Source organism: Stenotrophomonas sp. YJH_SMC_123, assembly GCF_059368215.1.
This window is the reverse complement of sequence record NZ_JCAFRM010000011.1, coordinates 46,779-59,286: the sequence shown is the minus strand read 5'-3', so window position 1 is coordinate 59,286 and position 12,508 is coordinate 46,779. Positions and strand designations below refer to the sequence as shown.

Here is a 12,508-nt window from a genome sequence, read left to right as displayed (position 1 = left end):
GTGATGCATCTGGAGGACCAAGCCCCTCTGTTGAGGGGCTGCCCCGACAGGGGCGGGGAGAGGCCGGCAAAGGGAGGGGCCCACGCGTTGCGCAGCAACGTGTGGGGCGACGCGCAGAGCGCGTCGCGTCCCGCGCCAGATAAAGAAAAAGGGCTGCCTTTCGGCAGCCCTTTTTCTTTATCTGGCGGAGAGGGGGGGATTCGAACCCCCGAGGCGCTATAAACGCCTGCCTGATTTCGAGTCAGGTACATTCAACCACTCTGCCACCTCTCCGGGTGGTCCCCGGCGGACCGGGGACGCGCATCATACGAGGAAGTCAGGCCGACGACAAGTCATTCCGGTCAATGAAGTGAAAATTTCCTGGATGCATGCCTTGCCGGATGCCCGCAGCCCCCCGATGATGCCTGTCTCCCCAGCAATACCCCGCCCCTGCACACCATGATCGAATTCGGACACCTCACCCACCCCGGCCTGCGCCGCGAGCTCAACGAAGACACCTACTACGGTGACAGCGAGCTGGCCCTGTGGCTGGTGGCCGATGGCATGGGCGGCCACGCCTGCGGCGAGGTGGCCAGCGCGCTGGCGCGCGAAACCATCGTGCGCGAGATCCGCCGTGGCGCGCCGCTGGCCCAGGCCATCCGCACCGCCGACGAAGAGATCATCCGCGCCTCGCGGCGGCGCAACGACACCCTGCCGATGGGTACCACCGTGGTCGCCGCACGCGTGCAGGGCAATCGCTATGAAGTGGCATGGGTCGGCGACAGCCGTGCCTACCTCTGGCGTGACGGCCAGCTGGCACAGCTCAGCCAGGATCACAGCGTGGTGCAGGAACTGGTCGCGCAGGGCAACCTGACGGCCGAACAGGCACGCGCGCATCCACATCGCAACGTGGTCACCCAGGCGCTGGGCGTCACCGATCCGGCACATCTGAACGTGGCCACCACCAGCGGCGAGCTGCGCCCCGGCATGCAGCTGCTGCTGTGCAGTGACGGCCTGACCGAGGAAGTGGACGACCGCGGCATCGCCCGCACCCTCGCCTTCGAGGATGCAAGCGCACAGGAATGCGTGGACACGCTGGTCGCCGCCGCGCTCGACGGCGGTGGCCGCGACAACATCAGCGTGATCCTGGTGCGCTGCCATTAACCCGTAGATCCACGCCATGCGTGGAGGCGGTAGTGCCGGCCGCTGGCCGGCTCACCGGGAAACGTGTTCACGCAAATGCCGGCCAGCGGCCGGCACTACCTCTTCCAGGCATTACGCGCTGGCGGCCTCTTCCACCTTCGGCCCATCCCACAGTGCGTGGCCGGCCTTCTTGCGCAGCCGCTCCAGCCGCGCGGCATGCGCTTCCAGCTCCGACGGCGTGGCCATTACGCGCGGGCGCGGCAGCAGCTTGCTGGTATCGAAGGCCTGCAGCGCCGCACCGGCGCCACCGCCATCGTCATCCCCCAGGCCGAATCCGATCTCTTCCTGCCCCGAGGTCAGCGCGATGTACACGTCACCCAGGATCTGCGCATCGAGCAGGCCGCCGTGCAGCGCACGGTGCGAGTTGTCAACGCCCAGTCGCTTGCACAGCGCATCCAGCGAATTGCGCTGGCCCGGGAAGCGCTCGCGCGCCATCACCAGGGTATCGATCACCGTGCAGCGATCGGTGATCTTCCCGTACTGCGGGCCCAGCAGCGACAGCTCGTTGTCGAGGAAGCCCAGGTCGAACGCCGCGTTGTGGATGATCAGCTCGGCGCCATCGATGAAGGCCAGGAACTCATCGGCGATCTGCGCGAAGTCCGGCTTGTCAGCCAGGAACTCCAGGGTCAGGCCGGTGACTTCCTGCGCGCCCTGTTCGAACTCGCAGTCCGGCTTGATGTACTGGTGGTAGTTGTTGCCAGTCGGGCGGCGCTTGAACAGTTCCACGCAGCCGATTTCGACGATGCGGTTGCCCTTCTTCCATTCCAGGCCGGTGGTTTCGGTATCGAGGATGATCTGACGCATGGGCTCAGTTTACCGGGCTGGCGTCGCGGATCTGGATGGCCGCGTTGCGCGCCAGCGTATCCACCCGCTCGTTGTCCGGGTCACCGGAGTGGCCCTTTACCCAGCGCCAGTCGATCTGATGCCGCAGCGTCGCGGCATGCAGGCGCTCCCACAGCTCGCGGTTCTTCACCGGGTCGCCGCCGGCGGTCTTCCAGTTCTTGCGGATCCAGCCGGGCAGCCACTGCGTCAGGCCCTGCCGCACGTACTGCGAATCGGTATAGAGCACGATGTTGCAGGGCTCGGTGAGCGTCTCCAACCCGGAAATGGCCGCCATCAGCTCCATCCGGTTGTTGGTGGTGTGCGCTTCGCCGCCGCTCAGTTCACGCTCGTGGCCCTTGTAGCGCAGCAGCGCAGCCCAGCCGCCGGGGCCGGGATTGCCAAGGCAGGAACCGTCGGTGTGGATTTCGATGGTCTTCAATACAACTCCAGATCAGGTGGCAACGGTGCCGAGCCAACGCACCGGCAACGGTTTCGGCCCGGGCAGGGCCAGCGTGCGCTTTTCAGCATGGAACAGGCAGGCCGCGCGCAGCGGCGCCCAACCGCCCGTGCGGCGACTGCCTGCACCGCGCCAGAGCGGGCCGAGGTAACGCATATCGTCGCACTCCAGCCCGTGGCGGCCGAGCAGCAGGCGGATCCGCTGTGGCGTGCGCACCACCAGTCCGTGCTGGCGCCAATGCGTGCGGTAAGGGCTGAACGGGTTGAGGCTGCTCAGCCACAGGTGGCCGCCCGGCATCAGCACGCGCTCGCACTCGTCCAGCAGTCGCTCCGCATCGCCCGCGGTCACATGCTGCAGCACGACCGCGTTGACGCTCTCGCTGGCCAGCGGCAGCGGCAGCGCACAGCGGGTGTCGCCGGCATAGCCCTGGCCCTGCCGGAACAGCCGCAGCCCGCGCCCGCCCAGCTGTGCATCCTCCAGCCAGGCCGCACTCGGTGCGATCCACAGCCAGGGCTGCGTCGGCAGGACAGACAGCTGCGGCAGCAGCAACTGCCGCTCCAGCACGCGCAAGGAGCCCGCCGGTTCAGTGTCGAACCACGGGGCCTGGCTCGCTTGACGGGTGCTCTGCAGCGCGGGCATGGTCCAATTCTATGCGACTGACTGCCCTGCCCGCATTTGCGGACAACTACATCTGGACGTTGATCGACGACGCTGGCGCCGCCGTGGTCGTCGATCCCGGCGATGCCGCGCCGGTGCTTGCGCTGGCCGATCAGGGCCTGCGCGTGGACACGATCCTGCTCACCCATCACCACGATGACCACATCGGTGGCGTGCCCGCGTTGCAGGCACGTTTTCCCGGTGTACGGGTCATCGCGCCCGTCGAGGAGCGCATCCCTGCAGCGACCGAGCGGGTCGGCGAAGGTGAACGCGTTCAGGCACTGGGCCGGACGTTCCACGTACTATCCGTGCCCGGGCATACCCGCAGCCACATCGCGTTTCACACTGCTGAACATCTTTTCAGCGGAGATTCGTTGTTCAGCCTGGGCTGTGGACGCCTGTTCGAAGGTACGCCGTCCCAGCTGCTGGCATCGATGCGCAAGCTGGGTACCTTGCCCGCGCAACTGCTGCTTTGTTGCGCCCACGAGTACACCGTGTCAAATGCCGTCTTCGCGCGGCATGTCGACCCCGCCAACGCTGCCCTGTGGCAGCGCCAAGAGGAGGCTTTGGCCATGCGCCGCGATGACCGTTCCACCCTGCCGGTAACCCTGGCCAACGAATTCGACTGCAATCCGTTCCTGCGTGTGCACACGGCGCCGATCCGCGCGGCAGTGTCGGCGCACCTGGGCCGCGACGTCGTTGACGACGTCGACGTCATGGCCGGTCTCCGGCACTGGAAAGACGGCTTCCGCGCATGATGCGCCGAAGTCTGCCGCTGGCCCTGGGCCTGGTCCTGGGGCTGGCCGGAACCGCCGGTGCCCAGTCGCTGGGCGCGGGCATCGGCCAGAACCTGGCCGCCGCGGCGGCCCTGCCGCTGGATCCGGCCGCGTTGCCGGCCGCGTCGGTCCGCAATGGCCAGGAGATCTTCTCCAGCTTCCGCGACGGCCTGGCCGAGCCCACCTGCAATGCCGAGGCCACCAGCCCGCGCTGGCAGAAGCAGTTCGCCCACGCCCCGTCGCGCCTGGCCAACCAGGATGACGATGCGCTGGTGCTGTTCGGCTACGTGGTTGAAGAGCTGCGCAAGGCCAACCTGCCTACCGAATTCGCACTGATCCCGTTCGTGGAAAGCGGCTACCGGCCCAATGCCCGCAATGGCAGCGGCCCGACCGGCCTGTGGCAGTTCATCGCCACCACCGCGCGCAACCACCGCGTGCCCATGGCCAACGGCTACGACGGCCGCCTGTCGGCGGTCGATTCCACCCAGGCCGCAGTGCGCTACCTGAAGACCCTGCACGGCATGTTCGGCGGCGACTGGCGCCTGGCCACCATGGCCTACAACGCCGGTGAGTACCGCGTGTTGCAGTCCATGCGCAAGGCCGGCATGAACGCGCAGAACGCCAAGCCGTCGGCGCTGCCCGGCCTGTCGCCGGTCACCCATGCCTACGTCGAGAAGCTGCATGCCCTGGCCTGCGTGCTGGAAGACGTGGAAGACCAGCCGGGCGTGATGGCCTCGCTGGACCGCACCGTGCCGGTGCTGAAGGACCACACCCTGCCCGCCGGCACCAGCGTCCAGCAGTGGGCCGCACAGCGCGCCCTGGACCCGGCCAGGATCGCCCGCCTCAACCCCGCCCTGGCGGGCGGTGGCCGCGCCTCGTCGGGTACCACCCGCGTGCTGGCCCCTGTCTCGGCTGCCAATGCGACGGTGGCGGACACCGCATCCGCCCTGGTCGCCAGCGCTGCGCCAGTCGCCACCGCAGCACCGACGCCGCAGGTGGCCAAGACCGTCGCCGCGATCGCTGATCGTCCGCGCAGCCGCCGCCACACCGTGCGTGATGGCGAGTCGGCCTGGACCATCGCCCGCCGCTACGGCATGCCGGTCAAGGCCCTGTTGTCGCTGAACGGCCTGAGCGGCAGCAGCGTGCTGAAGCCGGGCGCCGTGCTGCGCGTGGAAGACTGAGTCCGGCGCGGCACCGGCGCGCCCTGCCCTGTTTCCTGCAGAGCCGAGCCCTTGCTCGGCTTTTTCATGCCTGCGCCCGGCAGACGCAGTCGAGCATGGCTCGACGCTACACATCGGCAGGCACAAAAAAAGGCCCGGCAATGCCGGGCCTTCTTCGATCTGCTCGCCGCAAGGCTTACAGGTTCGCCTCGGTGGTCTGGATCACGAACTTCTTGCGCATCGCCTCGATGTAGGCCTTGGCCGCGGCCATGCCATCGATCTGGCTCAGCTGTTCCTTCAGCTGCTTCTGCTGCTCTGCAGTCACTTCCTTGATGTCGCCCGGATTGACCTTGTTCACCGCGAACAGCAGCGCGTGGCCATTGACGTCGACCTTGCCATAGCTCGGCTTGCCTTCGGCCGGCACCGGCGCACTGAAGATCGCGCGGTTGATTTCCGGGGTCGGCACCGGCTGGCTGCGCGGCAGGCCCGGCATCGGGCTCAGCTGCAGCTTCTCGCTGGCGGCCAGCGACTGCAAGGTGGCACCCGCCTTCAGCTTGGCCAGGATCGCATCGGCCGCCTTGTCGCTGGCCTGGCGCTGGCGGTCAGCGCGGATCGCGGCGATCACCTGGTCACGAGCCTTGTCCAGCGGCAGGGCCTGTTCCGGGGTGTGCGCAGCCACGCGGATGACCACGCTGTGGTTGGTCGCGCCCCCCAGGGCGATCGGGTCACTGGCGGTACCGTCCTGCACCAGCACGTCGGAGAACGCCGCACGCAGCACGGCCGGGTCAGCCGCGATGCCACTGGCGGTCGCGCGGGTGATCGGGCCCAGCGTCTGCAGCGGCAGGTTCACTTCCTTGGCGGCAGCGGCCAGGTCGCTCGGGCTCTTGTTGATGGCATCGACCAGGCGACCGGCCAGCTCGTTGAAGCCACGCTCACCGTCGGCCTTCAGCTGTTCGGCGGCCAGCGTGTCACGCACTTCCTCGAACGACTTGCCCTGGCCACCGCGCACAGCGGCCACCTTGATGATGTGGTAACCGAACTCGGTCTTCACCGGGCCGATCACATCACCGGCCTTGGCCGCAAACAGCGCGTCCTCGAACGGCTTCACCATCGCACCGCGCTCGACCCAACCCAGGTCCCCGCCCTGGTCCTTGGAGCCCGGATCTTCCGAATTGGCCTTGGCCAGCGCGCCGAAATCGGCACCAGCGGCCTTGGCTTCGGCAGCGATCTTGTTCGCCTTGGCTTCTGCACCGTCACCGGTGATCAGGATGTGCGAGGCCTGGCGCTGCTCCGGCGAGGTGAACTTCGCCTTCTCGTCTTCATAGCGCTTGCGCAGGGTGGCTTCATCGGCCGCCGCCGGTGCCGGCAGGTTCGCGCCGTTGATCTCGACGTACTCCAGCGACACGCTCTCGGCCTGGCGGAAATCCTTGCCGTGGCTGTCGTACCACTGCTTGATCTGCTCATCGGTCACCGGCGCGGTATCGGCCGGTACGGGCGGCAACGCGGCCAGCTCGACGTCGCGGGTTTCGCCCAGCAGCTTCAACAGGCGCTCGGTCTCGGCCTGGGTGACGAAGCCGGAGCTCTGCAGGCCCGACGGAATCACCGACTGCTGCAGGCTCTCGCGCACCAGCTCCTGGAACTGGGTCGGCGTACGCGGCGGGTTGCCGCCGGCCAGGGCCAGGCGATAGTTGTTCTCGTTGAACTTGCCGTTCGAATCGAGGAATGCGGGCATGGTCGCGATGTACTCGCGCACCGCGCCGTCGCCGATCACCACGCCCGCCTGCTCACCGACCAGGCGCACGACCTGCTCGTCGATCAGCTGATCGAGCACGGCCATCTTGTTCTCGGTGCTCTCGAACGCGCGCGGGTCGAAGTTGTCGCCCTGCTGCTGGCGCTCACGCATGCGCTCCTGCTCGAAACGCGTGCGGAAATCCTGCGAGCTGATCTCGTGGTGCTGCCACAGCATGCGCACCGGCCACCACGACGGCGCCGAACGCCACCAGGTCGGCGGCGCGGAAACCTTGGCCACGTTCTGTGCGCCAACGCCACCGAGGTAGCTGTTGTCGATCACGAACAGGAACGGAATCATCAGCAGCCCCAGGATCACAGTGACGATCCAGCCTGAGGTCTTGTCGCGGAGTTTCTGCAGCATGGTGAGGAATCACAAGGCCTTATTGGCGAGCCCGGCAGTGTAACCCGCTTCGCCGCAGGGACCAAAAGCAGCGCCAGCGCGGCCTGCGCCCACATCGGCAGGCATGCGCCATCCGTGTGTCGGCCATTTCCACCATGGCGCAAAGAAAAAGCCCCCGGCTTGCGCCGAGGGCTTTTGAAGTTGGCGGAGCGGACGGGACTCGAACCCGCGACCTCCGGCGTGACAGGCCAGCATTCTAACCAGCTGAACTACCGCTCCGCGCTTGAACTTTGCAGGCGCCCAGTATATCCGAAGACTCCCTGGAAACCCAGCCCGATGAACACTTTTTTCAAAGTTTTTTCACAGGGACTTAAGAATTCTGCAATGGCGGAGCGGACGGGACTCGAACCCGCGACCTCCGGCGTGACAGGCCAGCATTCTAACCAGCTGAACTACCGCTCTGTTCTTGCAAAAACCTTTTCGCCTTCCTTCCGAACCTGTCGGTGAGAAGACAAGGCCCCCAGCTTCAGGCCGGGGGCCTCGATGTAGTGGCGGAGCGGACGGGACTCGAACCCGCGACCTCCGGCGTGACAGGCCAGCATTCTAACCAGCTGAACTACCGCTCCGCGTTGTTACCTTTTTTGCTTTCAGCCGGCCTGGACCGGGAGAAAACAAAGCCTCCAGCTTTTGGCCGGAGGCCTCGTTGAATGGCGGAGCGGACGGGACTCGAACCCGCGACCTCCGGCGTGACAGGCCAGCATTCTAACCAGCTGAACTACCGCTCCACACTCAAACTTTTACCGCGGTGCTGTGGTGGGTGCTGAGGGTTTCGAACCCCCGACCCTCTCCGTGTAAAGGAGACGCTCTACCGCTGAGCTAAGCACCCCAGCGAGCCGCTTAGTTTACAGCATCCTTCAGGGCCTTACCAGCCTTGAACGACGGATTCTTCGAAGCAGCGATCTTGATGGTGTCGCCGGTCTTCGGGTTGCGGCCGGTGCGGGCAGCACGGTCGCGGACCTGGAAGGTACCGAAGCCAACCAGGGTGACCGCATCGCCGTCCTTCAGCGCCTTGGTGACGGCAGCAACGACGGCATCGACAGCGCGGCTGGACTCGGCCTTGGTCAGGTCTGCAGCTTCAGCAACGGCATCGATCAATTCGGTCTTGTTCATTCTCTACAACTCCTTTGGCGGTGGGTTCCGCTTATTCGACAGGGAAGCAACCGCACGCGCTCTGCATGCGGCCGCCATGTGGAAACGGTTCGCCGAATTCAGCGATCGCCAGACTGCGATCACTCATTCGCGAGTGCTGCTTTTATACCAGTGGCCCTACCCCCACGCAAGCTGGAAAGCCAGCAACGACGCGGGTTTCGGGCCATTGGACAGCGCGCGTCAATGCTTGACGCGCGCGTTTCCACTCGGTTTGGCCTTGCTGCGCACCGTGACACGTTGCGCACTCTTGCGCGCCTTCTTCGGTGCCAACGGACGCTCCAGCGCCAGGTCCAGGACTTCTTCGATGTACTTCACCGGCACGATCTCCAGATCGCGGGTGACGTTGGCCGGGATGTCGGCCAGGTCCTTGCGGTTCTCCTCGGGAATGATGACCGTGCGGATTCCGCCACGCAGTGCGGCCAGCAGCTTCTCCTTCAGTCCACCGATGGCCGTGACGCGACCACGCAGGGTGATCTCGCCGGTCATCGCCACGTCGGCACGCACCGGCACCTTGGTCAGCATCGATACCAGCGAGGTGACCATCGCCGCGCCGGCACTCGGGCCGTCCTTCGGCGTAGCGCCATCGGGCACATGCAGGTGCACGTCGTGCTTCTGCAGGAAGTCGCTGTCGATGCCGAAGCCGACGGCGCGCGAACGCACCACCGACAGCGCCGCTGAAGCCGATTCCTTCATCACGTTGCCGAGCTGGCCGGTCAGGATCAGCTGGCCCTTGCCCGGCACCAGCGTCGATTCGATCTGCAGCAGATCGCCACCCACCTCGGTCCAGGCCAGGCCGGTGACCAGGCCGATCTCGTTCTCTTCCTCGGCACGGCCGAAGTCGAAGCGACGCACGCCCAGGTACTTGTCCAGGTTCTTGCTGGACACGCTCACCAGCGCCTTCTTCTTCGCGCCCTTCTTCGCCTTCACCGGCTGCGGGCCGGCCAGCGCGATCTCCTTCACCACCTTGCGGCAGATCTTGGCGATCTCGCGTTCCAGGTTGCGCACGCCCGACTCGCGCGTGTAGTAGCGCACGATGTCCTGGATGGCGTCACTGCCGATCTCCAGCTCTTCCGGCTGCAGGCCGTTGGCCTTGACCTGCTTGGGCACCAGGTAACGGGTGGCGATGTTGAGCTTCTCATCCTCGGTGTAGCCGGGGATGCGGATCACTTCCATGCGGTCCAGCAGCGGGCCGGGAATGTTGAGCGAGTTCGAGGTGGCCACGAACATCACTTCAGACAGGTCCAGGTCCACTTCCAGGTAGTGGTCGTTGAACGCGTTGTTCTGCTCAGGGTCGAGCACTTCCAGCAACGCCGAGGACGGATCGCCGCGGAAGTCCATCGACATCTTGTCGATCTCGTCGAGCACGAACAGCGGGTTCTTGCTGCCGACCTTGTTGAGGTTCTGCACGATGCGGCCCGGCATCGAACCGACGTAGGTGCGACGGTGGCCACGGATCTCGGCCTCGTCACGCACGCCGCCCAGCGACATGCGCACGAACTTGCGGTTGGTGGCCTTGGCGATGGACTGTCCCAGCGAGGTCTTGCCCACGCCCGGCGGCCCGACCAGGCACAGGATCGGGCCCTTCATCTGCTTCACGCGCGACTGCACCGCCAGGTATTCAAGGATGCGTTCCTTGACCTTCTCCAGCCCGTAGTGATCGGCATCGAGGGTGTCCTGCGCCACCTTCAGGTCCTTGCGAACCTTGCTGCGCTTCTTCCACGGCACGCCCAGCAACCACTCCAGGTAGTTGCGCACGACCGCCGCTTCGGCCGACATCGGCGACATCTGCTTGAGCTTGTTCAGCTCGTTGCGCGCCTTGGCCTCAACGGCCTTCGGCATGCCGGCCTCGGCGATCTTGCGCGCCAGCTCTTCAAGCTCGCCAGGCGCATCGTCCAGGTCACCCAGTTCCTTCTGGATGGCCTTCATCTGTTCGTTGAGGTAGTACTCGCGCTGGCTCTTCTCCATCTGCGACTTCACGCGGCCGCGGATGCGCTTCTCCATCTGCTGCACGTCGATCTCGCCGTCGACCAGGCCGACCAGCATCTCCAGGCGGTCACCGACGGCCAGCGTTTCCAGCAGGCGCTGCTTGTCGGCCAGGCGCACGCTGATGTGCGCGGCGATGGTGTCGGCCAGGCGCGCCGGCTCATCGATGCCCGACAGCGTCTGCAGCAGTTCCGGCGGCAGCTTGCGGTTGGTCTTCACGTACTGCTCGAACAGCGACATCAGCGAGCGGGCGATCGCCTCGACCTCGCGCGCTTCGCGCTCGTCGCTGGCGTCGATCTCCACGGCCTGGCCGTGCAGCGAGCCGTTGCGCTCGTCAACGTGGGTGACCTGCACGCGCGACAGGCCTTCGACCAGCACCTTGATGGTGCCGTCGGGCAGCTTCAGCAGCTGCAGCACCTGCGCCAGCGTACCGACCTGGTAGAGGTCGGCCGCATGCGGGTCGTCGGTTTCGGCCGACTTCTGCGCCAGCAGCAGGATGCGCTTGTCCGCCTCCATTGCCTGTTCGAGCGCGTGCATGGACTTGTCACGGCCGACGAACAGCGGAATGACCATGTGCGGGAACACCACTACGTCGCGCAGCGGCAGGACCGGCAGGTCGAGGGTTTCACTTGGGGAACGGGCCATGGGGGCTCCAGGGAAGGGGGAAAACCGCCTCCGGGAGGGCATCTTCCGGAGACAAAAAAAGCCGATGGCCCCGTTATGGGGCCATCGGCTTTCAGATGCAAGGCATTCCTTGAAAATCCTTTCCAATCAACAACCTGGAAGGATCACTCGGCGCCTGCGGCCTTCTGTTCAGGGACCGCCGGGGTCTGGTAGATCAGGTACGGCTCGGACTTGTGCTCGATCACCGATTCGTCCACCACCACCTTGCTGACGTTTTCCTGCGACGGCAGGTCGTACATGGTGTCCAGCAGGACCGATTCGACGATGGTGCGCAGGCCACGGGCACCGGTCTTGCGCTTGAGCGCCTTCCTGGCGATGGCCGACAACGCGTCCGGACGGAACTCCAGCTCGACGTTCTCCATCTCGAACAGCTTCTTGAACTGCTTGGTGATGGCGTTCTTCGGCTCGGTCAGGATCTTGATCAGGGCCGGCTCGTCCAGCTCCTCCAGGGTCGCCACCACCGGCAGGCGGCCGACGAACTCCGGAATCAGGCCGAACTTGATCAGGTCTTCCGGCTCGACTTCGGCCAGCACCTTGCCCACTTCCTGCTTGCGCTCGCTGCTCTTCACCTTGGCGCCGAAGCCGATGCTGCCGACGTCGGTGGAACGGGCCTGGATCACCTTGTCCAGCCCGGCGAACGCGCCGCCGCAGATGAACAGGATGTTCTTGGTGTCCACCTGCAGGAATTCCTGCTGCGGATGCTTGCGCCCGCCCTGCGGCGGAACGCTGGCCACGGTGCCTTCGATCAGCTTCAGCAGGGCCTGCTGCACGCCTTCGCCGGACACATCGCGGGTGATCGACGGGTTCTCGCTCTTGCGCGAGATCTTGTCGATTTCATCGATGTAGACGATGCCCTGCTGTGCCTTCTCGACGTCGTAGTCGCACTTCTGCAGCAGCTTCTGGATGATGTTCTCCACGTCCTCGCCCACGTAACCGGCTTCGGTCAGCGTGGTGGCGTCGGCCATGGTGAACGGCACGTTGAGCAGGCGGGCCAGGGTTTCGGCCAGCAGCGTCTTGCCCGAACCGGTCGGGCCGACCAGCAGGATGTTCGACTTCGCCAGTTCGACGTCGTCGTTCTTCTGCCGGCTCTCGATGCGCTTGTAGTGGTTGTACACGGCCACGGCCAGGGTGCGCTTGGCGCGGTTCTGGCCGATCACGTACTGGTCGAGGACCTCGAGGATCTCGCGCGGCTTGGGCAGCGAACTGCGCGCCGACTGCGCCTTTTCCTCAAGTTCCTCACGGATGATGTCGTTGCACAGCTCCACGCACTCATCGCAGATGAATACGCTCGGACCCGCAATCAGCTTGCGCACTTCATGCTGGCTCTTGCCGCAGAAAGAGCAGTAGAGGATCTTGCCGGTGTCCGTGGAACGACCTTGGCGGTCTTCGCTCATGCTTCGCTTACCCAGTTACCCCACCCGCTGAACGGGGGTTCGATTCGAGAATA

The 12,508-nt window shown here is 65.6% G+C and carries 10 protein-coding genes and 5 tRNA genes; 3 read left to right on the top strand and 12 right to left on the bottom strand.

The window, feature by feature from the left end:
- Positions 1 to 182: 182 nt before the first annotated feature.
- Positions 183 to 273 (bottom strand) — tRNA-Ser (locus tag AC5P5W_RS19805).
- A gap of 165 nt (positions 274 to 438) precedes the next feature.
- On the opposite strand from AC5P5W_RS19805, the gene AC5P5W_RS19800 reads away from it, so the two are divergent.
- Positions 439 to 1,143, top strand: coding sequence for a PP2C family protein-serine/threonine phosphatase (locus AC5P5W_RS19800; RefSeq protein WP_014036153.1), 705 nt, complete (start codon positions 439 to 441; stop codon positions 1,141 to 1,143).
- A 111-nt stretch (positions 1,144 to 1,254) separates the two neighbouring features.
- On the opposite strand, the gene dnaQ is transcribed toward AC5P5W_RS19800, so the two are convergent.
- Genes dnaQ through AC5P5W_RS19785 form a run of 3 tightly spaced genes read right to left on the bottom strand, consistent with a single transcriptional unit; the run spans position 1,255 to position 3,100 of the window.
- On the bottom strand, positions 1,255 to 1,986 hold the full coding sequence (gene dnaQ / locus AC5P5W_RS19795) for a DNA polymerase III subunit epsilon (RefSeq protein WP_014646158.1): 732 nt from the start codon (positions 1,984 to 1,986) through the stop codon (positions 1,255 to 1,257).
- A 4-nt stretch (positions 1,987 to 1,990) separates the two neighbouring features.
- Complete coding sequence (gene rnhA / locus AC5P5W_RS19790; RefSeq protein WP_014646157.1) at positions 1,991 to 2,443, bottom strand: ribonuclease HI; 453 nt, start codon at positions 2,441 to 2,443, stop codon at positions 1,991 to 1,993.
- A 12-nt stretch (positions 2,444 to 2,455) separates the two neighbouring features.
- Positions 2,456 to 3,100: a methyltransferase domain-containing protein gene (locus tag AC5P5W_RS19785; RefSeq protein ID WP_041863105.1), complete on the bottom strand. Its 645-nt coding sequence runs from the start codon at positions 3,098 to 3,100 to the stop codon at positions 2,456 to 2,458.
- Positions 3,101 to 3,111: 11 nt separating this feature from the next.
- Between AC5P5W_RS19785 and gloB the strand changes: the two genes are divergently transcribed.
- Both gloB and AC5P5W_RS19775 read left to right on the top strand, forming a co-directional pair.
- The gene (gene gloB / locus AC5P5W_RS19780) at positions 3,112 to 3,876 is read left to right on the top strand and encodes a hydroxyacylglutathione hydrolase (protein ID WP_014646155.1); all 765 of its coding nucleotides are present in this window, start codon (positions 3,112 to 3,114) and stop codon (positions 3,874 to 3,876) included.
- On the top strand, positions 3,873 to 5,075 hold the full coding sequence (locus AC5P5W_RS19775) for a lytic transglycosylase domain-containing protein (RefSeq protein ID WP_046429131.1): 1,203 nt from the start codon (positions 3,873 to 3,875) through the stop codon (positions 5,073 to 5,075). Before gloB ends, AC5P5W_RS19775 begins: the two co-directional genes overlap by 4 nt.
- A gap of 175 nt (positions 5,076 to 5,250) precedes the next feature.
- Here AC5P5W_RS19775 and AC5P5W_RS19770 read toward each other — a convergent pair whose 3' ends face one another.
- From AC5P5W_RS19770 to clpX, 8 genes are all read right to left on the bottom strand, one after another.
- Positions 5,251 to 7,206 (bottom strand): peptidyl-prolyl cis-trans isomerase, encoded by a 1,956-nt coding sequence (locus AC5P5W_RS19770; protein WP_197575003.1) that lies wholly within the window; start codon positions 7,204 to 7,206, stop codon positions 5,251 to 5,253.
- A 181-nt stretch (positions 7,207 to 7,387) separates the two neighbouring features.
- Positions 7,388 to 7,464 (bottom strand) — tRNA-Asp (locus tag AC5P5W_RS19765).
- 270 nt (positions 7,465 to 7,734) lie between these two features.
- Positions 7,735 to 7,811, bottom strand: a tRNA-Asp gene (locus AC5P5W_RS19760).
- An 82-nt stretch (positions 7,812 to 7,893) separates the two neighbouring features.
- Positions 7,894 to 7,970: transfer RNA gene (locus AC5P5W_RS19755), tRNA-Asp, on the bottom strand.
- A 26-nt stretch (positions 7,971 to 7,996) separates the two neighbouring features.
- A tRNA-Val gene (locus tag AC5P5W_RS19750) sits at positions 7,997 to 8,071 on the bottom strand.
- An 11-nt stretch (positions 8,072 to 8,082) separates the two neighbouring features.
- The gene (locus AC5P5W_RS19745) at positions 8,083 to 8,355 is read right to left on the bottom strand and encodes an HU family DNA-binding protein (protein ID WP_004146343.1); all 273 of its coding nucleotides are present in this window, start codon (positions 8,353 to 8,355) and stop codon (positions 8,083 to 8,085) included.
- A gap of 219 nt (positions 8,356 to 8,574) precedes the next feature.
- On the bottom strand, positions 8,575 to 11,022 hold the full coding sequence (gene lon / locus AC5P5W_RS19740; protein WP_014646100.1) for an endopeptidase La: 2,448 nt from the start codon (positions 11,020 to 11,022) through the stop codon (positions 8,575 to 8,577).
- Between the two features lie 143 nt (positions 11,023 to 11,165).
- Entirely contained in the window at positions 11,166 to 12,455 is a 1,290-nt protein-coding gene (clpX, locus tag AC5P5W_RS19735) for an ATP-dependent Clp protease ATP-binding subunit ClpX (protein WP_014646099.1), read from the bottom strand.
- Between the last annotated feature and the right edge of the window lie 53 nt (positions 12,456 to 12,508).